20 protein-coding genes are annotated in these 20,148 nt (G+C 71.2%); 13 read left to right on the top strand and 7 right to left on the bottom strand.

All coding sequences use genetic code 11. From position 1 onward, the window contains the following. Positions 1-74 precede the first annotated feature (74 nt). Both ACX9TP_RS02185 and ACX9TP_RS02180 read left to right on the top strand, forming a co-directional pair. Positions 75-521 (top strand): DoxX family protein, encoded by a 447-nt coding sequence (locus ACX9TP_RS02185; protein ID WP_482978035.1) that lies wholly within the window; start codon positions 75-77, stop codon positions 519-521. 112 nt (positions 522-633) lie between these two features. Continuing rightward, positions 634-1,017 (top strand): hypothetical protein, encoded by a 384-nt coding sequence (locus ACX9TP_RS02180; RefSeq protein WP_482978034.1) that lies wholly within the window; start codon positions 634-636, stop codon positions 1,015-1,017. 101 nt (positions 1,018-1,118) lie between these two features. Here the strand turns inward: ACX9TP_RS02180 and ACX9TP_RS02175 are convergent, their stop codons facing one another. Further along, positions 1,119-2,531, bottom strand: coding sequence for an IS4 family transposase (locus ACX9TP_RS02175; RefSeq protein WP_482978033.1), 1,413 nt, complete (start codon positions 2,529-2,531; stop codon positions 1,119-1,121). Between the two features lie 384 nt (positions 2,532-2,915). Between ACX9TP_RS02175 and ACX9TP_RS02170 the strand changes: the two genes are divergently transcribed. Beyond that, the gene (locus tag ACX9TP_RS02170) at positions 2,916-5,744 is read left to right on the top strand and encodes a sigma 54-interacting transcriptional regulator (RefSeq protein ID WP_482978032.1); all 2,829 of its coding nucleotides are present in this window, start codon (positions 2,916-2,918) and stop codon (positions 5,742-5,744) included. On the opposite strand, the gene ACX9TP_RS02165 is transcribed toward ACX9TP_RS02170, so the two are convergent. Both ACX9TP_RS02165 and ACX9TP_RS02160 read right to left on the bottom strand, forming a co-directional pair. Beyond that, positions 5,707-6,435, bottom strand: coding sequence for a hypothetical protein (locus ACX9TP_RS02165; protein WP_482978031.1), 729 nt, complete (start codon positions 6,433-6,435; stop codon positions 5,707-5,709). The genes ACX9TP_RS02170 and ACX9TP_RS02165 overlap by 38 nt on opposite strands. Before the next feature lie 36 nt (positions 6,436-6,471). Then, entirely contained in the window at positions 6,472-7,227 is a 756-nt protein-coding gene (locus ACX9TP_RS02160; RefSeq protein ID WP_482978030.1) for a hypothetical protein, read from the bottom strand. Positions 7,228-7,514: 287 nt separating this feature from the next. On the opposite strand from ACX9TP_RS02160, the gene ACX9TP_RS02155 reads away from it, so the two are divergent. Together ACX9TP_RS02155 and ACX9TP_RS02150 are read left to right on the top strand one after the other, a co-directional pair. Then, positions 7,515-8,534 (top strand): SH3 domain-containing protein, encoded by a 1,020-nt coding sequence (locus ACX9TP_RS02155; RefSeq protein WP_482978029.1) that lies wholly within the window; start codon positions 7,515-7,517, stop codon positions 8,532-8,534. 34 nt (positions 8,535-8,568) lie between these two features. Then, the gene (locus tag ACX9TP_RS02150) at positions 8,569-8,937 is read left to right on the top strand and encodes a hypothetical protein (protein ID WP_482978028.1); all 369 of its coding nucleotides are present in this window, start codon (positions 8,569-8,571) and stop codon (positions 8,935-8,937) included. Position 8,938: 1 nt separating this feature from the next. Here ACX9TP_RS02150 and ACX9TP_RS02145 read toward each other — a convergent pair whose 3' ends face one another. Beyond that, the gene (locus ACX9TP_RS02145; RefSeq protein WP_482978027.1) at positions 8,939-10,123 is read right to left on the bottom strand and encodes a S41 family peptidase; all 1,185 of its coding nucleotides are present in this window, start codon (positions 10,121-10,123) and stop codon (positions 8,939-8,941) included. 122 nt (positions 10,124-10,245) lie between these two features. Between ACX9TP_RS02145 and ACX9TP_RS02140 the strand changes: the two genes are divergently transcribed. The 8 genes from ACX9TP_RS02140 to ACX9TP_RS02105 all read left to right on the top strand — a co-directional run bounded on the left by ACX9TP_RS02140 (position 10,246) and on the right by ACX9TP_RS02105 (position 18,706). Then, complete coding sequence (locus tag ACX9TP_RS02140; protein ID WP_482978026.1) at positions 10,246-10,890, top strand: LuxR C-terminal-related transcriptional regulator; 645 nt, start codon at positions 10,246-10,248, stop codon at positions 10,888-10,890. Positions 10,891-10,910: 20 nt separating this feature from the next. Further along, on the top strand, positions 10,911-12,452 hold the full coding sequence (locus ACX9TP_RS02135) for an AAA family ATPase (protein WP_482978025.1): 1,542 nt from the start codon (positions 10,911-10,913) through the stop codon (positions 12,450-12,452). Then, positions 12,449-13,279 carry a hypothetical protein gene (locus tag ACX9TP_RS02130; protein ID WP_482978024.1) on the top strand — a complete coding sequence of 277 codons (831 nt, stop codon included), beginning with the start codon at positions 12,449-12,451 and terminating at the stop codon, positions 13,277-13,279. The genes ACX9TP_RS02135 and ACX9TP_RS02130 overlap by 4 nt, the downstream gene beginning before the upstream one ends. Beyond that, on the top strand, positions 13,276-14,940 hold the full coding sequence (locus ACX9TP_RS02125; RefSeq protein WP_482978023.1) for a M48 family metalloprotease: 1,665 nt from the start codon (positions 13,276-13,278) through the stop codon (positions 14,938-14,940). Before ACX9TP_RS02130 ends, ACX9TP_RS02125 begins: the two co-directional genes overlap by 4 nt. Further along, positions 14,940-15,503 carry a hypothetical protein gene (locus ACX9TP_RS02120; RefSeq protein WP_482978022.1) on the top strand — a complete coding sequence of 188 codons (564 nt, stop codon included), beginning with the start codon at positions 14,940-14,942 and terminating at the stop codon, positions 15,501-15,503. Before ACX9TP_RS02125 ends, ACX9TP_RS02120 begins: the two co-directional genes overlap by 1 nt. After that, positions 15,500-16,819, top strand: coding sequence for a phenylacetate--CoA ligase family protein (locus tag ACX9TP_RS02115; RefSeq protein WP_482978021.1), 1,320 nt, complete (start codon positions 15,500-15,502; stop codon positions 16,817-16,819). Before ACX9TP_RS02120 ends, ACX9TP_RS02115 begins: the two co-directional genes overlap by 4 nt. A 706-nt stretch (positions 16,820-17,525) precedes the next feature. Next, the gene (locus ACX9TP_RS02110) at positions 17,526-18,149 is read left to right on the top strand and encodes a helix-turn-helix domain-containing protein (RefSeq protein ID WP_482978020.1); all 624 of its coding nucleotides are present in this window, start codon (positions 17,526-17,528) and stop codon (positions 18,147-18,149) included. 251 nt (positions 18,150-18,400) lie between these two features. Next, the gene (locus ACX9TP_RS02105) at positions 18,401-18,706 is read left to right on the top strand and encodes a hypothetical protein (RefSeq protein WP_482978019.1); all 306 of its coding nucleotides are present in this window, start codon (positions 18,401-18,403) and stop codon (positions 18,704-18,706) included. Between the two features lie 51 nt (positions 18,707-18,757). On the opposite strand, the gene ACX9TP_RS02100 is transcribed toward ACX9TP_RS02105, so the two are convergent. From ACX9TP_RS02100 to ACX9TP_RS02090, 3 genes are all read right to left on the bottom strand, one after another. Then, complete coding sequence (locus ACX9TP_RS02100; protein WP_482978018.1) at positions 18,758-19,015, bottom strand: hypothetical protein; 258 nt, start codon at positions 19,013-19,015, stop codon at positions 18,758-18,760. Further along, the gene (locus ACX9TP_RS02095; protein ID WP_482978017.1) at positions 19,006-19,248 is read right to left on the bottom strand and encodes a helix-turn-helix domain-containing protein; all 243 of its coding nucleotides are present in this window, start codon (positions 19,246-19,248) and stop codon (positions 19,006-19,008) included. The genes ACX9TP_RS02100 and ACX9TP_RS02095 overlap by 10 nt, the downstream gene beginning before the upstream one ends. 95 nt (positions 19,249-19,343) lie before the next feature. After that, positions 19,344-20,132, bottom strand: coding sequence for a radical SAM protein (locus ACX9TP_RS02090; RefSeq protein WP_482978016.1), 789 nt, complete (start codon positions 20,130-20,132; stop codon positions 19,344-19,346). Between the last annotated feature and the right edge of the window lie 16 nt (positions 20,133-20,148).

Raw genomic sequence — 20,148 nt, 5'->3', positions numbered from 1 at the left:
GTCGGGCGGTGGACTAGTGCGGCTCGGGGAAGGCCGTTACCGTGTCGGGGACGAACTTCCCTGGAGCGCTTCCAATGTCTCTCTTCACCAAGTGGGGCCCGCGCGTCGCGCAGAGCCTGCTCGGCCTCGTGTTCTTCGTGTTCGGCCTCAACTTCTTCCTCAACTTCATGCCGCCGCAGCCTCCGCCTCCCCCGGCGGCGGCGACGTTCACCGGAGGGCTGATGGCGAGCGGCTTCGTCTTCCCCCTCATCAAGGCCATCGAGGTGGTTGCCGGCCTCGCGCTGCTGACGAACCGGTTCGTCCCGCTCGCGCTGACGCTGCTCGCCCCCATCATCATCGTCATCGCGGGCTTCCACTTCCTGCTCGCGCCGGCGTACCCGGTGCCCATCATCCTCCTCGTGCTCGAGCTGTACCTCGCGTGGAGCTACCGCGCGGCCTTCGCGCCGATGCTGCGCGCCCGCGTGTCGCCTACCGCCTCGGCCGCGGAGACCTCGTCCGGCCATGCGGTGACCGCGCGCTGAACGGCGCGGCGTGCCCACGCCCTCGGCGCATGGAGCCCCGGGCTCGGGTGAAATCACCTACGCTGTCCGGGGTGCGCTCTCATCCGCTCCCCGGGCACGAGGTCCGCTCCCCATGACTGAACCCACGCGCTTCGGTGGCCATGGCATGCGGGCGCGCAGCATCTTCCTGTTCCTCTGGTCGGCGCTGTCCCTGCCCAATGTGCTGGCACTCATGGACGCGGGCATGGTGCCCACAGCCGTGGGGGCCGCCGTGGCGCTCGCGGCGGGCGTGGGCCTGGGCTGGGTGGCCTCCCGGACGGACGAGAGCGTCGGGTGCCTCTTCGTCCTGCTGGCCGGCGGCGGGGTGTGGTTGGGCTGGACGGTGGGCGAGGCCTGGGCCGGAGCGCCCGTGGGCCGACCTCTGGGTGCGCTCGTGGGTGGCGCGCTCCTGCCCTCGCTGGCCGTCGGCGTCCGCGCCGTCATCGAGCTCCGTCGGGCACGTGCCGGCGACGCGTGACGCCGCCCCCCTCCCGGGCGGCGGCCTCGCGGAATGAACGTTCCTTCCACGCTCCCCCGGCTCCCGGGCGGCGGCCTCGCGGAATGAACGTTCCTTAGGATTCAACAGAACTCTGGAGCGGCCCGAGCAGCCAGCCATCCCTCTAGAGCAGTGGTGAGCCTGTCCTGGCCGCGCGCGAGCGTCTGCCACCCGGGGCGTCCGTTGTGTTTGAGGTGGCCGCCCAGCCCGCCCAGGGCGAGGAGTGCCTCACCGCAGGTGGGTTTGGGGCCGAGGTGCACGCGCACCGAGAGATGGCGCAGCAACGCGAGCTCGTCGGGGCTGAAGAGGTCCGTAGCGAGAGTGGTGGGGGACTGGTGCGCCAAGGTTCTGAGGGCCAGCAGGCGCCAGGCCAGCGGAAGCAGGAGTGCGAGGGCGTTGAGCAGCGCGTGCAAACTCATCAACTGACGCTTCTCCAAGGCACAGCCTGTCTTGAGGGCCTTGAAGAGTTCCTCCACACTCCAGCGTGCCCGGTAGCAATCCACCACGTGCGCGACAGCCTCCGGGGTGTCCACCGGCAGCGTCGTCAGCAGTACCCAGCGCACCGGTTGCTGGCCCTCGGCAGGCCGCGGCTCCACCACCTCCACCGCATTGAGAGTCAGGGTGGAGGGCACGTCCGCATCGCGTTGGGAGTACTCGCTGGCGTGCAGGACCAACCCGCTTCGGGCACGCACCTCAAGGTGCGCGGTGCGCGCCTGCCGTGCGGGCTGCTTTTTGGCGGGCGCGCCCCCATTGCGGCCCTTCCACCGGGCCTTGACCGCCCCGAGCGACACCTCTCGGGTGAGCAGTGTCGGTGCGGTTTCGAGTGCGGCGTGTAGGTGGCGGGCCGGGTCCGTCTCAGAGCCCAGTGCGTCCACCAGCCGGTTGAAGCGAGTGCGGATGACGAAGGCGCAGTCATGCTGGGTCAGCTCGTAGAAGAGACGGAAGCTGTCGGCCTCCTGGTCCATGACGTGCACCACCTGGGGCACGCCGGCCTGGGTGCACCGCTGCTGCACGGTGTGCGCCAGCGTCTGCCACATCTGCGACTCACGCTCTGCCTGCGGGCGTGCCTGGCTCTCCTTCTTCTGCTGCGCAGTGGTGCGCTTGGGGCGCACAGGACGCACGTGGGGGTGCAGTCCGACAACGCCCAACGGGTGCGCCAGCACGTGCTCAGGCGACGGTAGACTGCAGGCGAGCGCCAGGTGGGCCTCGAAGCCGGATTCGCCTCGGTTGAGCGTCCCCACCCCCTCGCGCACGCCCGCCTCACTGCCCACAAACCGCACGCTGGTGGTGTCATGAGCGACGACCACGGGGCGGCCCTGCGCTGCCGCGGCCTGGCAGCGCGCAAGACTCTGCGCGATATGGGGCGCCAGCACGTCCGCCCACTCCACCTTCTTATTGCTCAGCAAGCGGTAGCACCCCTCCAGCTCCGCCGCGCCTCGGCAGGCTTCCGGAAAGCTAGTGCCGGGCGCAGGCGCGAGCCGCTCGGCAATGGCCACCAGTCTCTGGGTGCGACGGGTGTCCCCCAACTGCGCTGACTCATACTCCTCTGGAAGCGGAGGCAGCCGGGCTGAAGAACAGGCAGGCACACCGGCCGCAGCAGGCTTCTTGCGCAAGAGCATCTATGCGCAACCCGTCTCGCGTTCTGTTGAATCCTAAGGAACGTTCCTTCCACGCTCCCCCGGCTCCCGGGCGGGGTGGCCCCCTCCTGAACCCGGGCCCGCCCGCGCGGCCACCCGGTTCGCCGGTCGACACTCGCGCGGCCTCACAGCCCGGCGCGTCATGGGCTTCACTGCACCATTCCGCCCGTGCTGCGGCCCCAGCGCCCGCCGCCGGGTGGGTGCCTTGCCGCCCCGGCGCGGTTGGCGCGACTCTTTCTCGAAATGCCCGTCTCCCCCGATGAAACACTTGCATCCCTGCTGCACCCCCAGCGGCGCGACGCCGCGCGCAGGCGCCGCCTGGCGGTACTGGTGGCCTGCGCCCTGCCCCGGCCCGTGCCGCTGAGCGCGCTGGTGACGGAGCTCGGCGAGGACCTCCAGGAGGGCGCCGAGCTCGCCTGCGACGAGGGCCTGTGCGAGCTGCGTCCCGGCGACCTGCTGGTGCCGTCGGGCCCGGCCACGCTGGACATGGCCATCAACCAGCTGGAGGTCTCCGAGGTGCGCGCCACCTGCGCACGCGTCGTCCGGTGGGCCGCGTCCCCCGACGAGGCCCTGCTGCTGACGCTGGCGGCGGATCCGCTGGGCGAGGGGCTCCGTCACCTGGCGCACGCCGAGGGGCGCGCGGCGAGCATGACCGACGGGCTGCGCCACGTCCTCGAGTCCCCGCTGGACGAGCCGCTGCCAGCACCATGGGATTTCCACGCCTGGGGCGAGCGGGGACGCTGGGCCGGCGCGCTGCTGTCCACGGCGGCGCACGTGCTGGTGCGGGTGGGCCGCCCGGAGTCGGGCCGTGCGCTGGTGGCCTGGGCGCTGGGGCCGGAGGGGCTCGCGGGGCGCGTGGCGCCCGCGCAGAACTTCCTGGCCCCCACGCACTTCCAGTTCCTCATCGACACGGGGCAGCGCGAGGAAGGCGTGGCGTATGCGCGCGAGGCCTGCCGCCACCTGTCCGCGCAGGAGGACACCTTCTCGCGGCTGATGCTGACGGTGCTGGACGGGCGCGTGACGATGGACGCGGGCGACGAGAAGCTCGCGCGCCGCCTCTTCACCACCGTGGAGCTGCAGGCCCGCGCGGCCGGGCTCGGAGACATGGTGGGCCTGGCCAAGGTGGCCTTCGCCACGCTCGCGCGGCGCGCGGAGCAGAACACCGCCGCCATCCAGCTCGGCCTCGCCGCGCTGGAGCTGCTGCGCGGCGACGTCCCCTTCGAGTCGGTGGCCCTGCTGGGGCTCGGCCTCGCCTACGCCAAGGAAGGGCGCCCCGTCGAGGCCCAGGCCGCCCTCACCCGGGCGCTGCCGGGCCTGGACATCCCCTTCCAGCAGCTGCGCGCCTACCCGCAGGCCATCGCCGCCGACTGCTTCCTCGGGGACACCGCCGAAGCCGAGCGCAAGCTGGCGGAGCTCACGTCCCTGGCGCCCGACACGCCGGCGGGACGGAGGGCCATCAGCCTGGGCCGGGCCCACGTGCGGTGCGCGCGAGGTGAGTGGCAGGCCGCCCTGGAGACGCTGGACGGCCTGGGCACGCCGGACGACGCCGGGCGCGACGACCTGCACACGCTGCCCGCCGGCTGGCTGCGCGTGGAGGTGCTGCTTGCGCTGGGCCGCGCGAAGGAGGCGGCGCAGGTGCTGGACGCGCTCGCCCGGGGCCTCTACCTGCGCAACCGCTCCACCGAGCCCGCGCGGCTGCACCTGCTGGATGCGCGCGTCGCCCTGGAGAACGAAGACGCGGCGCGCGCGAGGCGGGCGCTCCGTCGCGCGGAGGCCTCTCCCGAGCGGCTGCGCGCCCACGACTTCGCCCTGCGGGCCCGGCTGCTCGCGCTCCAGCTCGCCGAAGATGGAGGCAGCGAGGCCCAGCGCCAGCGCGCCCAGCAGGCCGCGCGCGAGGAGTGGCGGCAGCTCGGCGCACAGCTGCCGGCGGACGCCCTGCACCGCTTCCGGCGCGCGTACGACAGGCCCCAGCTCCAGGCGCTCCTGGGCGAGACACCCGCGGAGGACGTGTCCGCGCCGGAGTACCTGCGCGGAGGCTCGCCCGCCTTCCGCGCCGTGGTGGCGCAGCTCCGGCGCGTGGCGGGCTCGGACGCCAGCGTGCTGCTGTTCGGCGAGACGGGCGTGGGCAAGGAGCTGGCGGCGAGAGCCATCCATGACGTGTCCCGCCGCTCCTCGGGCCCCTTCGTCGCGGTGAACTGCGCCGCCATCAACGATGAGCTGCTGCTGTCGGACCTCTTCGGCCACGAGCGCGGCGCGTTCACCGGTGCCATGACGCGCCAGCGCGGCCGCTTCGAGCAGGCGCATGGCGGCACCCTCTTCCTGGACGAGGTCGCCGACATCAGCCCGAGAGGCCAGGCCGCCCTGCTGCGTGCGCTGCAGGAGCGCGCCTTCCAGCGCGTGGGTGGCACCGAGGAGGTGCGCGTGGACGTGCGTGTCGTCGCCGCCTCCAATCGCAACCTGGCAAAGGCGGTGCGCACGGGCGAGTTCCGGCAGGACCTCTTCTTCCGGCTCAACGGCATCCAGGTGGAGCTGCCCCCGCTGCGAGAGCGGGACGGCGACGTGTTGCTGCTGGCCACCTGGTTCCTCCAGCAGGCCGCCCTGGAGCGCGGCGGCCCGCCCCGCTCCTTCACCCCCGAGGCCGAGCGCCTGCTGCGCGCCCACCCGTGGCCCGGCAACGTGCGCGAGCTGCACAACACGGTGCGCGCGGCCGACGTCCTCTCCGACACGCCGGCCATCGGCGCCGCGGTGCTCGCGCCGCTGCTCCAGCGGGCGCTGGAGTGCGCCGAGCCGCGCTCCGTGCCCTCGGGGGTGACGGACCTGAACGGCCTGTTCCGCCAGCATGGGGGCTCGCTGCGGGACTTCCTCACGGAGGTGCAGCGCCAGTGCATCGCGCAGAGCCTGGTGGAGAACGGCGGCAACATCGTCGCCACCGCCTCCGCCCTGCGCATCTCCCGCTCGCGCCTCACCCAGCTCGTCCTGGGCAACGCGGAGCTGCGCCGCATGTCGGGCCGGGAGCTGGACGCGCCCCCCGCGCCTACTTCCCGTCGAAGGACGGCTTCTTCACGCTCATGACGGACCTGTCGGTGACGGACTTCTCCACCACGTCACCGAGGACGCCGGGCAGCGCGCCGTCCTCCGACGCGCGCTGGAACCCGGCCGCCATCGGCTGGAGCCCCACCGCCTGCGCCAGCCAGCGTGAGGTGAACTCCGGGTCATCCAGGTAGGACTCGCGCACGACGAGCGCCGTCGTGACCTCCGCCAGCACGTGGTCGTCCACGCGCAGGAACTCCGAGGCAGCGCGCTCGGCCTTGCGCTCGCCCAGCACGACGTCCGCCGTCTTCTCGTCGAGCACGTGGATGACGGTGCGGTAGCGGCCGGGCTTCGTGGTGCGGCCCACACCGACGATGGACTCCTTGGGCTCCAGCCGCTCCAGCGCCAGCTCCGGCCCCGGGCAGCCCGCCTCCACGGTGGGCGTCTTCGAGCCGAAGCGCGCCGCGGCCCAGTCGGGGTGGGCGCCCACGGCCTTCAGGCTCGCGGCGAGCCGCTCGGTGACGCGGGGACCACTGGCGCGCAGGGACGGGGCCTCCCGGACGCACAGGCGCAGGGCATCGCGGTTCGTCGTCAGGAGCGCGCTCTGGTCGTTGAAGTGGACGTCCTCGTCCAGGACGTTGGGCGGGGCCTCGCCGCCGCAGCGGACCGCCGCGAGCACCATGCCGGACATCGCGGCCACGTGGAGCAATTCACGCAAGGGGAAACGCTTCATGGGTGTGTTCCTCGAAATCGAAAGGGGTGGGGGAAATCAGTTGGTGCGGTCCGCGATGGAGCGCACGGACACGAAGTCGGACGTGGTCGGGTGCCACACCGGGTCCGTGCAGCCGAGGCTCTCGTAGAGGTTGTTGTGCATCACGCTGTGCATGCAGTGACCGTAGTAATTTGGGTCCCGCAGGCCCAGCAGGTGGCCCGTCTCGTGGTTGATGAACTTGCGAGCGCGCGTGGTGGTGGCGAGCGCGGCGAGCTGCTCCCGCTTCAGGTGCGCGTTCATGTAGAGGTAGTGCTGGTGCGCGCCGCTGGAGTCCGTCACGGGGGACATCGCCGTAACGCACGCGTACTGCTCACCGCCGCACAGCGCGGCCCAGGACTCGCGGACGCGGAACTCCAGCTCGATGCGGTTGCGGTCGGCCGTCGCGTACTCGTTGCAGAACTTCTGCGTGCGCCACAGGTCCACGCGCCAGTCGGCGGAGCCGTCCCAGACGACGTCGAAGGACAGCTGCGTCAGCGTCTCCTGGATGAAGGGCGCGATGGTGGAGGCGGGCATCGCGGACGTCTCGGACATGATGCAGTACTCCTCGTCCTGCGTGCCCGGGCCGCTGCCGCCGCTCGCGGGCCCGTTGTTCCCGTGGATGGTGGCCACGTGCCTCTGGTCCCAGCCGGTGTGCGAATGTGACGCGTCCGCGGTGGGCATGAGGCGGTACCCGGCGAAGGCGGCGGTGGCCATCCAGCCGGCGAGCAGCCAGCGCGAGGCGCGCGGGCGGGAGGTGAGCGGGTTTTCAACCATGTGAGGGCTCCTGAGGGGATTGCGCTGCGGGATTGAGACGCGGGAAGACCTTGCAGCGCGTGTGCCGTGGCCAGGCTCGCGTGCGCGCGCTTCGTTTCCCGTCGCGCCTCCTTCGAAATGGCGGCGCCGGAAGCGGTGCTCATGCGCGGCCGGAACCAGTCACCTGACGCATGGAATGACCGGAAAGTGGTCAGCCACCGTCCCTGCCCGGGAGCGCGACACCCGGGCGCCGCGGGGGCATGGGCCGTGCACAGCGGGCCGGCGCTGTCTCCCCTCAGGAGGTCTCCATGTCCCCCGTCCGCCGTTCCCTGCTGGCGTCATCGTTCCTGCTGTTCACCCTCGCGTGTGGCGAGGGCCTTCCCCCGGAGGAGGTCGCGGTGGAGCCCGAGGCCGAAGCGGTCGGCACCACCGAGTCCCCGCTGCTCTTCGGAATCCTCGCCGGCTCGCGCGTGCGCGCGGTGGAGAACGTCTATCTGCGCACGGGCCCGGCCACCTCCTATGCGTCCATCCGGCTGGTCTCCATCGGCGAGCAGGCCACGGTGGTGAGTGAGTCCGCGAGCGGCGGCTTCTACAAGCTCAACGTGGGCGGCACGGTGGGCTGGTCCCACGGTGACTACTGGGACCAGGTCCCCACGCTGCGCGTGAATGGCTACCTGCTCAGCAAGGACCAGGAGAAGTGGCTGCGCTGGGTGGCGGCGAAGACGGTGCCCCGGCTGACGGGCACGCGTGAGCAGCGCCTGGACAAGGCGGCCCGCGTGTCGTGGTGGGCCATCAAGGAGGGCATCTGGGATTTGGGCCCCAACCGTCCCAACCCGGGCTCCAACCCGCAGTCCTTCTCCCTGTGCAGCACGTCCACCGGGGACAAGGCCATCTGGCCGCTGGAGACGTGCAACAACGGCGGCGGGGCGTGGCAGGTGGGTCTGGCCGGGGCGCAGGTGAGCTGGGTCTCCCTGGCGGACGTGGAGGCCGTGGCGCGGCAGCTCTATGCGCCCGAGGGGTGGAGCATCGCCCAGATTCTGGACCACACCGCGCGCACGGCGGGCTTCCCGGCGGGCAGCACCGAGCACACCACCATCGTCAACACGACGAACTCCGCGCTGCGCAAGTCCTGGCTGCTGCGCAACCACGGCGTGGGCTTCACCTTCGAGAACGACGTCGTCTACAACGAGTGCATCGTCCAGGGGCTGGGCTGGTGCTACGGCAGCGGGCAGACGTGGGACCCGGCGTACAAGTTCGCGTCGAGCTGGTCCGCGATGAACACCTCCATCGCGAACATCCGCCAGCACCTGAGCACCCTCGCGCCGTGAGCACACGCGCTCCGGTTCGGGTTACGCTGCGGGCATGACCCTGGCCGTCTGTGTCCGCTGCGGTGAGTCGAAGGTGGGTGCATTCACGCCGTGCGCCCGCTGTGGTCTCGACCCCGCCGCGCACGGCACGGACAAGGAGCTGCAGGCCAAGAGCCTCCTGCTCACCGACCGGTACTTCCCGGGAGGCGAGCTGGAGGCGATGGGCCGGAAGCTGCGCGCCGGGGAGCTGGTCGCCTTCGACTCCGCGAAGCTCGCCGAGCTGGTGGAGGAGCTGAAGACGCAGAAGCTGCCCATCGTGTCGAAGGCGTCGCCGGGGTGCTCCATCATCGGCTGGGCGCTGCTGGGTGGGGCCATCCTGTTCGTCGTGGGCGTGCTGTGGCTGTGGCGCTCGCGCGGCGCGTGAGTCAGCGGCGGCCCACGGCGGAGGCGGCCACGTCGAGCGCCTTGTCGAGCTGCGGGTCCTTGCCTTCCGCGTACGGCAGCGCGTCCGGCACTTCGACGTCCACGTCCACGCCTCTGCCCTCCAGGCGCACGCCCTCCACCTCCACGTCCATGACGGCGAGGTAGAGCAGGTCTCCGTTGGACAGGAACAGGGGCGCGCCCGCGAGCACGGCGCCCGCGGTGCGCTGGCCGACGAGCGTGGCGCGCTTGTGCCGCTTGAGGGCGAAGGCGACCATCTCCTTGCCGCTGCGGGAGTTGCCGTTGACGAGCAGCACCACCGGCTTGCGCCACGTGGTGGCGCGGGTGTTGCGCTGGCCCTCGCGGTTGATGTCGGTGAAGAGGGGCACCAGCGGGTTGAAGAGGTTGAGGAAGTCGGGATTGCAGCCGCCCCAGCCGTCGCGGAAGTCGATGACCAGCGCCTCGGCGCTCGCGAAGGTGCCCGTCAGGGCGTCGTGGAGCGTCTCCTGGTGCTCGGTGCCGGCGCACGAGTAGAGGTGCTGGTACGCCACGCGCCGGCCGTTGTGCTCGACGATGAGCGAGCTGCCGCGCTGGACTTCCAGCCACTCGGCCTTGGGGTTCACCGAGCGCGGGGTGACGGTGAGGGAGAGGGGCGCGGCGCCGCGGGTGCGCTCCACGGAGATGCGCGTGGGCCTGCCGGCGCGGCCCTCGAATGAGCTGCCGGAGACGAGTCGGTCGCCGCGGAGCAGACCGGCGCGGGCGGCGGGGCCTCCGGCGAAGACGTGACGGACGAAGACGCCGTCGGGCCGCTCCACGAGGTCGGCGCCGATGCTGGCGTATTCGACGCGGGGGAGCTTGAGGAACTGCTGGAAGATGGCGGACAGGGCGGTGTGGCCCGGGCTGCCCTTCGGGTAGAGGACGCTGTGCGACGCGCCCAATTCGGCGAGGGCGGCGTTGGTGCGCTTCGCGAAGTCCTCCGCGTTGCTGGCGGCGGCGCCGTAGCCCTGGTGCTTCGCGGCCCAGGCCTCGGCCTTCTTGGGGTCGTAGAAGCGGGTGCGGACGAACGCCACCACCTCGTTGCCGGGCTTCAGGTACGGCCCGGAGGCGGCGGCGTGGGCCCCGGTGGCGAGGAGGGCGCAGGCCACCAGGAGGGCCCGACGGATTCCGAACACAGTGCGCGAAGCGCTCATCCCGTGCCTCCTCCTTCAAACTTCTTCATGGACGCGGCGCCTGCCGCCCGTGACCTCTTGACGCTACCAGCCCCACCGCCCCACGAGCGGAGCCCTGGGGTGCCGGTTAAGGAAGAGGTCCCGTGCTGGACGCAGCCACCGCCCCCTTACGCCTCGCCCTCGTCGCCGAGGACCCGCTCGCCCGGGGCGCGCTCTCCCGCGCGCTGGGCGACCAGGGAGGCGAGCTGCTCCTGGTGGCGTCCGGCACCCAGATGGAGCTGGAGTCCGCGGCCGGCGAGGCCCCGGACGTGGTGCTGTGGGACACCGGCCTGCGCCTCCCGGAGCATGACGCCCGCGTGGAGCCGCCCGACCTGGGCGCCCCCGTGCTCGCCCTGGTGGCGGACGAGGCCGCGGGCGAGGTGGCGCTGACGGCCGGAGCGCGCGGGCTGCTCTTCCGCGACGTGCCCCCCGCGCCGCTCGTCGCCGCGCTGCTCGCCGTGGCCCGGGGGCTCACCGTGTTCGATTCGGCGCTCTCGGAGGTCCGCGCCTCGCCCCGGGCCCCCACCTCCGCCACCGGCACGCCGGGCCCGGACTCGCTCACCCCCCGCGAGCGCGAGGTGCTCGCCCTGCTGGCGGAAGGCCTGTCCAACAAGGCCATCGCGGACCGGCTCTCCATCAGCGAGCACACGGCCAAGTTCCACGTCAACGCGGTGCTCGCCAAGCTGGGCGTGCAGCGCCGCACCGAGGCCGTCGTCCGCGCCGCCCGGCTGGGGCTCGTCACCCTCTAGGTGATACGCTCCTGTGTCGAATGGCCAATCAGGACTGGGTATCGCGCCTGCTGCTGGGGCGCGCTTCGACGGACACGGACAAGGGGCTCAGCGTCCACCTCTCGGAGCGCGACGGGGGCACTCTCCACGACAAGATGCGGCAGGCGTACTGGTGGATCACCAACAACGCCGTCATCTGTCCCTACTACGACCTCGAGTTCGGACAGGCCACGTCCCTCAAGAGCACCGCCGGTGACGTGGTCCACCTCCCCGAGGACACCAGCTACAGCTCCTTCGTCCTCATCCCCCTGCTCACCCTCTTCACCTGCCGCCGCGCCCTGCTCGTCGGCGGGCCGGGGCGCGGGAAGACGACGTCCGCCGTCCTCATGGCCCTGCTCTCCGGCATGAGCCGCGACGAGGTGCACCGCGGAATCCAGCGCGGCCACCCGCAGCTGTCCATCGCCGACCTGCTCGGCGCGCCGCTGCCGTCCGACATGCTCAAGGCGGAGGACCTGTCCGCCGTGAAGGTGAGCTGGCGCAAGTGGATTGGCCAGCGCGTGAAAATCATCGACGAGTACAACCGCATCCCCACCAAGACGCAGTCCGCGCTCCTGTCCCTCATGGCGGAAGGGTACGCGGAGATGATGGACCAGTACGTCTACGCGGGCCGCTCGTCCTGGTTCCTCACCGCCAACGACGACCAGGGCGGCGGCACCTTCCAGGTCATCGAGGCCCTCAAGGACCGCATCGACGTCGTCGTGCGCGCCGTGCCGTTCAACTCCGGCTTCATGGACCAGCTCCTCCAGCGCCTGGAGGCGGACAAGTCCCCCGAGGAGCTGCTCCCGAAGGAAATCATCTTCACCCCCACCGAGCTGGAGCGCGCCTACGCGTCCATCCTCGAGGTGGAGGTGCCCAAGGCGGTGCTGGAGCGCATCGCCTTCTTCCTCGGCCAGCTCGACTTCTGCCGCATGGCCTCGCCGCGCTTCGAGTTCAAGCACAAGGACACGCTGAAGCTCGCCGGCCAGTCGGTGGCCGCGGTGTGCAACGAGCAGTGCCCGCTCGACAAGCGGGTGCACCTGTGCACGCAGACGGAGAACGGCGTCAGCGTGCGCGCGTACCAGACCATCCTCCACTACGCGAAGGCGATGGCCTTCTTCCGCGGCCACGACACGGTGGAGCTGGAGGACTTCCGGCAGATTGCCCCGTGGGTGCTGCACGAGAAGCTGGTGCCCAACACGCGCAGCGCCTTCTTCGAGGTGAAGGGCCACCGCACGCTCCTCCAGGACCGCGTCGCCTGGATTCGCCACATGTTCGACATGGCCATGTTCCGCTATGAGACGCACGAGCCCATCCGCCGCCAGGTGGCCGGGCTGCGCAACGAGCTGGACCAGGGGCTGGCCGGCGTGGACCTGCCCACCACCGAGCAGCGCATCGCCGGCATCACCACCCTGATGAACACCCTGCTCACGAAGCAGGAGCTGTCCGGCCCCGTCTACGAGGACCTCATCCACCTCAAGTCCATGTACAGCCGCTACCGCAACTACGCCACGTGGCTGAAGGAGAACCCGGGCGGTACGGCATGAGCAGCTTCATCGACGAGCTGGAAGCCAATGCCCGCGGGCGCTTCGTGCGCTGGTCCCCGGCCCAGTGGCGCGAGCTGCTCGAAGGCCCGGGGGCGCAGCTGGGCCGGGCCCTGTCCACCTCGGGCGCCAGTCCCGAGGCGTCCGAGGAGCTCCTGCGCACCTACCTGCGCCTGGGCGCGGAGGCCATCGGCCTGGGCTACCTCTACCCGGCCAGCGCGGGCCGGCGGAACTTCTTCACCCTCGCGTGGTCGGACCTGCTGCCCCGGCTGCTCGCGCAGGCCCCCGAGTCCGGGCGCGCGGGCGCGCTCGCGCAGCTGTGGAACCTGGGGGAGAACCTGGAGTCCGCGCCGCCCTGGGTGCAGCGCATCTTCTGCCGCGTGGGCGAGGGGCTCACCTCGCTGGCCGACATCGAGGCGCGGCTGCGCGACACCGCGTCCCGGGCCCTGGAGCCGCCGCGGACGAAGCTGGGCCAGAAGTCGAAGCCCTTCCTCGTCCACCTGGCCAGCGAGGACAGCCGCTTCCTGCCCGGGGCCCTGCACTTCCTGTCCCCCACGGTGCTGTGCGTCCACGACAGGCACCGCAAGGCCACCGGCGGGCGCGAGGCCGCGACGCAGGGCCTGTGGCTGACGGGCGACGCGCCGATGCGCCTGGGCGCCATGGGCTGCCGCGAGACGCCGGAGCCCACCCACGAGCAGACACCGGCGCTGGGGTGGCTGACGTGGAACGACCCGCGCGTGGATGACTGGTACGCCACCACCGTCAACGACTGGCGCGCCGCGGGGACCCTGTTCACCTCGCAGTTCGTGCTGGTGCTCCTGCCGTCATGAGCCCGCCGAGCTTCACGCCCGAGCATGTCGCCACGTGCTGGTCCGACGCCCTGGACGTCTGGGACGTGCGCGTGCACTTGAGCCCGCCCGAGCCGCACGTGCCCTTCCATCCGGACGCGGACCACCGGAACGAGCCGCTCGCGTACATCGACCTGGCGAAGCGTCAGGTCTACGTCCACTTCGAGCTGCTGCACGACATGGGCGCGGCGAACAGCCTCACCGCGGTGCTCGCGCACGAGGTGGGCCACCACGCGCGCTTCCCGCACACGCTGGGCTGGGACGCGGAGCTGCGCGTGCTGGAGCAGCGGCTCATCCCCGGGCTGAAGCAGTCGCTCACCAACCTCTTCTACGACTTGCAGGTGAACGAGGTGGTGGGCCGCACGCGCGCGATGGAGCTCGCCGACGTGTACCTCGGCTTCCAGCGCGTCCGGGGCACCGGGGACATGTCCCCGATGTTCTTCTTCTACCTCGCCATCTACGAGGAGCTGTGGAGGCTGACTCCGGGAGCCCTCGCGCCCGCGGCCATGGAAGCGCCGCTGGAGCAGCGCTTCCCCGGCATGCGCGCCGAGGCCCGCATGTTCGCGCAGACCTTCTACGCGCTGCCGGACCCGCGCCTCCAGTTCCTCTACTTCTGCGCCACCTTCATCCGCTACATCGACAAGCCCGAGGAGCTGACGTACTGCCTGCCCCTGGCCGGGGACGTGTCGACGCCGGACCTGGACGACCTCGACGCGGCCATCCACGGCGCGGGGCGCTGGGAGGACGCGCTGGAGGAGGCGAAGCAGCGCGGCTGGCTCCAGGGCACCTCCGGGGCCACGTCCCCGGAAGACGCGCTGGAGACCATCCGCCGCGTCACCCACCACCTGCCCGGCAGCGGCCGGGGGAACCTCCAGCAGGCGCTGGTGGGCCGGCACTACAAGCGGCTGGTGGACCAGCACATCCTGAAGCTCCCGTCCGCGCCGTCGAAGCCGGAGCCGTACCTGCGCACCACGCCCGAGGCGTGGGAGTACGGCGACGACCCGTCCGCCATCGACTGGACGCTGACGGTGATTTCCCAGGGCCACCTCGCGGCGGTGTCGCCGCTGCGCCGAGAGCTGGAGGCGGACCTGCCTCCAGCCGCGGACCTGGGCGTGCCCTCCGTTGAAATCTACCTGGACACCAGCGGCTCGATGCCCAACCCGGCGATGCAGTTCAACGCCATGACGCTGGCGGCGCAGGTGCTGTCCGCCTCGGCGATTCGCAAGAAGGCGACGGTGAAGGGCGTCATCTACTCGCACGGCACGCCCGTGGTGTCGCCGTGGATGTACGACGAGGAGACGGCGCGCGACTTCCTGCTGGGCTACCTCGGCGGCGGGACGCAGTACCCCTTCAGGCTGCTCGACTCCCTGTCGCAGGAGCGGCCGGACGCCATGCGCATCATCATCTCCGACAGCGATTTCCTGGCGAACGTGTCCTCGGAAGACCACATGAAGCGGCTGGTGGAGGCGGTGCGGCGCTCGCGCCTGGTGGTGGCATTCCTCGCGCTGCCGGACGACAAGGCGGCGCGCAAGGTGCTGGCGCCGGTGCTGGCGGAGCGGCGCTTCCGTCTCGTGGTGGTGACGTGGCTGACGGACTTCGGTCCCGCGGCCGCGTCCCTGGCCCGGGCCCTGCTGGAGAACTGATGCTCTTCGACATCCAGACCCTTCGAAAGCAGCTCGAGGCGGCCCCCATCGTCTCGCCGTACCCGCATGAGCTGGCGGTGGCCATCATCTGCGACACCTTCCGGCTGGCGAACCTGCGTCCGCCCTCACGGCAGGACTGGGTGGACCTGGAGCAGTACGCCCACCACCCGCTCTGGAAGGAGCAGGTGGTCATGCTCGCGCACCTGCTGGCCAACTCCGCGCTGCGGGACGACTCGGCGAAGGCGCTGAAGAAGGGCACGGAGGCCATGTCCGTCCTCCGGCACTTCTTCGAGGACATCGCCCCGCTGACGGCGGAGATGGTGCGCTCGAACGCCTTCCGGCAGGAGGAGTTCCTGCGCAAGTGGGTGCGCGCGCTGGGCGGGACGGTGCTGAACGAATCCAGGAAGGAGTCCGAGAAGCGCCTGGACCAGCTCGACTACCGCAAGGCCCAGCAAGAACTGAAGCGCGCGGAAGAGGCGCGCAGGCAGGAGGCGGAGCGCCGCGAGCAGCTGCTCCGCGAGGCGCAGCAGCGCGAGGCCGAAGCGCGAGGCTGGCGCGAGTGACGCTGTCCTTCCCCGCGGACCTGCGCGTCGCCCCGCGCGCCCACATCCGCCGGGACACCTCCACCCAGCGGCCCTACATCCCCTGGGCCGACGCCATCGACAGGGGCCTCGCGCGCCTCGCCTCCGTCGCGGATGAGGCAGGGGCCCGCGCGCGGCTGGAAACGTGGCTGGAGAACCTGCGCGGCGCGCTGCTCGCGTCTCCGTATTACGTCCGGCGGCTCCAGGAGGCAGGGCTCCACCCGGGAGACCTCCAGCGACTGGAGGACCTGGGCGGCTTCCCCACGCTGGACCGGGAGACGCTGGCGCGGCACTGGGACGCGGTGCCCACGCTGCCGGCCGAGCACGACGAGTGCGTGGTGGTGAAGAGCTCCGGCTCCACGGGGGCTCCGGTACGCGTGGTACGCGACAGGCAGGACTGCCTGCACATGTGGGCCGTGCTCCGCTTCCTCGTGGCGCGCGCGGGCGCCGTGCTGCCGCCGCGTCCCCGCGTGGTGCTGCTGGACGCGCTGCCGGGCGGGCTGGAGTACTCGGTGCGGCTGCCCATCTTCCATGACGGGGCGCTGCACCGCGTGTCCGCCCTGCGCGACGACGCGCGCGAGCGCCTGTGCCGCGTGCGCCCCGCGGTGCTCTTCTCGGACCCGGAGGGGCTGCGCTGGCTCGCGGAGCAGCGCGACGTCCCGACGCCACGGCTGATTCTCACCTCCGCGCAGCACCTGCCCGCCGGGCTGCGCGCCACGCTGGCACGCAAGGTGCCCGCCCCCGTCCTCAACTACTACGCGACGACGGAGACGGGCCCGCTCGCCTGGGAGTGCCTGCGCGAGGACGCCCCCGGCCGCTTCCACGTCTTCGCCCCGGACGTGTGGCTGGAGCCGGGACGGGACGAGGTGGTGGTGACGCGGCTGCGTCCCAGCGTGCTGCCGCTGCTGCGCTACCTCCCCGGCGACGCGGGCACGGTGCGCCGGGACGCCTGCGCGTGCGGCTTCCACGGCTGGACGCTGGAGGACTTCGGCGGGCGCGGCGCGTGTCACTTCCTCACGCCGTCCGGGCGCGCGGTGGACGCGTGGGCGCTGGCGTGGGTGTTCAAGCACCATGCCCTGCGCGCCTTCCGGCTGACGCAGGTGGAGCGCTCGCGCTTCACGCTGGAGCTGGCCGGCGCGGCGGAAGCGGACGTGGGCCCCCTGTGCGAGCGGCTCACCTCGGCGCTCCGCAACCTGGGATGGCTGGAGCCCCAGCTGCGGGTGTCGCACGTGGAGTCCGCGACGCTCGCCACGGGCGCCAAGCCCCAGCCGTTCCAAGCGAGCCCGATATCCGGCTGAGCCGTCCCCGCACTCCAAGCAACACGGCTCCAAGGAAGCGTCGTCCGCACGAGCTCCGAGCGTGGCTACTGTAGCCCTCCACCGTCTGGCCAGCCGGGTTCCCTGCCCCGCTCGCTCCCGCGCGCTGGCCGCCGCAGCAGGCTCTCTGGGGGTAGCCGCTGCACTGCGGCCGCGGCAGCCCCCGTCAGCCCTCCTTCATGGCGCGAGCCCCTGCGCTCTCCTGGCGCCAAGGGGTGGTGCGTCCGGCAACCCGCTCAGAGGCGCTGTGCGGGACGGGGAGCACGGCCATGGAGGACCCTTCCTGCCCCCTCTGCGCCCCATGCCCACTCGCCCCTCACGTCGCAACAGGGCCCCTGTTCCTCCTATGCGCGACGAGGCCGTGCGGGCGATGCGGACCACGCTGGCGCTGTGCTGGGACTGAGGCCACGGCTTGGCTAGGCAGCGAGACCGCGAGAGTGAGAACATGGACAGATTTGTCCAGTAGGAAGGTCATAGTTGGCCAGAGCTCCTGGTCCCAAGTGGCCAAGTAAGAACTAGAACCTGAATAACATTGAACCCTGGCCCACGAGCCCAAGGATGCCCTCATAGGGTAGACACTGCTGTCTACCTTCCACTGCTTGGAAGGCGCCCCCCCACAGGACTATCAATGGCCGTGTTGGCGCGCACCACTCGCGCTGGCCGAGTGCTTTCGAGGTTCGAGATGGGAATGCCGAAGGAGAAGTCGACAAAGAAGAAGACGGTGCCCACGAGCAAGGCCGTGGCTCCGGAAGCGAAGGCGGAGGCCCCCGCGCCCCAGAGCGCCGTGGAGGCGGAGCCCTCCGCGCCGACGGAGCCTGGCCCCTCCACCGGCAAGGGTCGCGACAAGCGGAACACCGAAAAGTGGGGCCAGACGGCGTGGAAGAGCGGGTGGATGGGAGTGCCGGGCATTCTCATCACGCACCAGGCGCGCCTGGGGCTCGAGCCCAGCGACCTGAACGTCCTGCTCCACCTCATCGTGCGCTGGTGGGAGCCCAACCGAAAGCCCTACCTGGGCAAGAGGGAAATGGCCAAGGCGATGGGGGGCGTGAGCCTGCGCACCGTGCAGCGGTCGCTCTCGCGCTTGCGCAAGGCGAACTACATCGTCCAGCGCCCCCGGATGCGCGCCGACGGTTCGCACACCACCCCGGAGTACGACCTGAGCGGGCTCGTCATGCGCGTAAACGAGCTCGCCCAGGAAGAGCTCAACCGGCGCACCGCGGAGGCCAATAGCGCGCAGGGCGCGCGGACGCGCAGGAGGCTGCGCACCAAGACATCCCCCATCGCTCAGGATGGAGACGCGGTCGCCGCCTGATGTGAAAGGGCCCGGGAGTGGGGCGGTCCGGGCGAGGGAATGAACATGGAGAGGCGGTGGCGTCCGGCCGGCACGCGCCCCATGTAGGCCAGGATTCACGGCCCGCCTCCAGGTGAGAACCCATTCCAGAAAGGTGGTTAAGCGGACGGCACCGCAACGGGAGCCGTGCGCCTCGAAATCGCGTCGTGAACACGCAGTCGACGAGTCGAAGACGTAGGACGAGCAGGAATCTTCCACGGAAGGAAAACGCAATGACGAAGAAGAAGGAGCGTGCGGTGACCGCAGCATCGATGAAGGTGAAGACGGCCGCGCAGCGGGAAGGCGCCGTCGGGATGGCAAAGACGGCGAAGACGGTGTTCTGTCGGCTGGCGCGACTGGTCCCGTGGGGACTCGCTTTCGGAGCCATCCTCTACGGTGGGGTGACCTGCTCTGGCAGGGGAGCCTCCAATCCGGATGGCCACTTCTCGTGGGAGTTCCTGGCGAAGGTGTCCGCTGGCGCGGAGGTCCATGGCGCCGCGGAATCGCAGTCGCCGCAGCAGGCCTCGAAGGAGCCGTGAGCCGGCGTGGAGGGCGGGCCCCAACGCCCGCCCATGCACGGCGTGTCGAGCTCAGCAGCTCAGGATCGTCTGGATGTAGTCGACGGACGAGTCGTCCTGCATCTGGAACTGGAGCATGTCGCCGACGAGGGCCACGTTGAGCGGCATGCACATGGTGGCGACCTCGCCCGGGTTCCAGGTGGCGCGCAGGTTGGGCACCACCAGCTGGCGCGGAGGATGGCGTGCGCCACACGCGTGAGCGGCCAGCGCTCGGTAGGAAAACCGCAGGTGCGCGCCCCTGCCCGTACCAGCCCCGCTACCTACTGCCATTCCCCCGAAGTCAACTTCGACGGCCGACCCGTGCACGGCCTCGACTTCAACCCACGTGTACTGCCGCCCGCCTCAGGCAGTCGCCGCGCCCAACGGCTCACGGATGCCTCGCTGACGCCCATCTGGCGCGCGACCTCCGCCTGCGACAGGTTCCCCCGTCGCAGGAGTCGTCCGGCCGCAAGCCGCCGCTCCTCCAGCTGCTGAACCGTCCAGTGCTTCGGCTGCCACGCCATGGCCGCTCCCGCCATGGCGTAACACGTCAGGCCCCTACCCGGACTTCCCCGAAGGGGGTTAGTACACCCCGCTGGTTTCCGCCGCCCGCCGAGGCTCAGACGCGGGCGCGCGGCAGCTGCGCGTGAGGTCGCCACTCACCGCTGGCGCCCAGGCAGTAGCGGCAGGTCTCCAGCGGCACGTCGCGCTCCAGGTAGCCGAGCATCCGCTCCAGCAGGTCCGGCGCGTCGAGTGACACGCCGTCCACCTCGGCCAGCGAGGGCATCTCCGGGTACCGCGCCCCGAGCACCGTGGCCACGTGCGGTGGACGCGTGCAGGCGTAGAAGCGGCCGGCGTGCACGAGGTGACAGCGGACCTTCAGCCAGCAGCGCTCGTACACGTCGCGCACGGTGGTGTCCGAGGAGTGCGGCGCGTCGGGCGTGAGCTGCTGGAAGGCGTCGATGCGCTTCACCGAGAGGTGGACGCCGTGCCGCTCGCAGCGCTCGGTGATGCGCTGAATGGAGCGCTCCGGGAGCGACGCGGAGGAGTAGACGGACAGCGTCATCCGGTCCAGCCGCTCGTAGACGGCATCCGGCGCGCTCTGGGCGAGGAAGCCGTTGGTGGTGATGGACACCTGCTCGCAGATGCCGGAGTCGCGCACGGCGTCGAGCACCGCGGGGAGGTCCGGGTGGAGGAAGGGCTCACCGCCGGTGAGCTTGAAGATGTTGGGGTGGAGGACGCGGGCCAGCCGGCGCAAGTCGTCACCGAGCGCGGACGGCGCCACGGCCCACGTGGGCAGGTGCGGCGAGAGCGGGCAGCACTGCACGCAGCGCAGGTTGCAGTGCGTGGTGACGTGCGACTCCAGGGACCAGGTGAGGATGCGGTCGTCGTGGAGCTCGTAGCGCACGCCCCGACTATAGCGG

The organism is Pyxidicoccus sp. M15, assembly GCF_056858435.1.
This window is presented reverse-complemented; position numbering and strand designations above follow the sequence as displayed.

What these genes read in the sequence shown, in the direction of transcription:
- ACX9TP_RS02185 (WP_482978035.1), top strand. Translation starts at nt 75, where the DNA reads ATGTCTCTCTTCACCAAGTGGGGCCCGCGCGTCGCGCAGAGCCTGCTC.
- ACX9TP_RS02180 (WP_482978034.1), top strand. Translation starts at nt 634, where the DNA reads ATGACTGAACCCACGCGCTTCGGTGGCCATGGCATGCGGGCGCGCAGC.
- ACX9TP_RS02170 (WP_482978032.1), top strand. Translation starts at nt 2,916, where the DNA reads ATGCCCGTCTCCCCCGATGAAACACTTGCATCCCTGCTGCACCCCCAG.
- ACX9TP_RS02165 (WP_482978031.1), bottom strand. Translation starts at nt 6,435, where the DNA reads ATGAAGCGTTTCCCCTTGCGTGAATTGCTCCACGTGGCCGCGATGTCC.
- ACX9TP_RS02160 (WP_482978030.1), bottom strand. Translation starts at nt 7,227, where the DNA reads ATGGTTGAAAACCCGCTCACCTCCCGCCCGCGCGCCTCGCGCTGGCTG.
- ACX9TP_RS02155 (WP_482978029.1), top strand. Translation starts at nt 7,515, where the DNA reads ATGTCCCCCGTCCGCCGTTCCCTGCTGGCGTCATCGTTCCTGCTGTTC.
- ACX9TP_RS02150 (WP_482978028.1), top strand. Translation starts at nt 8,569, where the DNA reads ATGACCCTGGCCGTCTGTGTCCGCTGCGGTGAGTCGAAGGTGGGTGCA.
- ACX9TP_RS02145 (WP_482978027.1), bottom strand. Translation starts at nt 10,123, where the DNA reads ATGAGCGCTTCGCGCACTGTGTTCGGAATCCGTCGGGCCCTCCTGGTG.
- ACX9TP_RS02135 (WP_482978025.1), top strand. Translation starts at nt 10,911, where the DNA reads ATGGCCAATCAGGACTGGGTATCGCGCCTGCTGCTGGGGCGCGCTTCG.
- ACX9TP_RS02130 (WP_482978024.1), top strand. Translation starts at nt 12,449, where the DNA reads ATGAGCAGCTTCATCGACGAGCTGGAAGCCAATGCCCGCGGGCGCTTC.
- ACX9TP_RS02125 (WP_482978023.1), top strand. Translation starts at nt 13,276, where the DNA reads ATGAGCCCGCCGAGCTTCACGCCCGAGCATGTCGCCACGTGCTGGTCC.
- ACX9TP_RS02120 (WP_482978022.1), top strand. Translation starts at nt 14,940, where the DNA reads ATGCTCTTCGACATCCAGACCCTTCGAAAGCAGCTCGAGGCGGCCCCC.
- ACX9TP_RS02110 (WP_482978020.1), top strand. Translation starts at nt 17,526, where the DNA reads ATGCCGAAGGAGAAGTCGACAAAGAAGAAGACGGTGCCCACGAGCAAG.
- ACX9TP_RS02105 (WP_482978019.1), top strand. Translation starts at nt 18,401, where the DNA reads ATGACGAAGAAGAAGGAGCGTGCGGTGACCGCAGCATCGATGAAGGTG.
- ACX9TP_RS02100 (WP_482978018.1), bottom strand. Translation starts at nt 19,015, where the DNA reads ATGGCAGTAGGTAGCGGGGCTGGTACGGGCAGGGGCGCGCACCTGCGG.
- ACX9TP_RS02095 (WP_482978017.1), bottom strand. Translation starts at nt 19,248, where the DNA reads ATGGCGTGGCAGCCGAAGCACTGGACGGTTCAGCAGCTGGAGGAGCGG.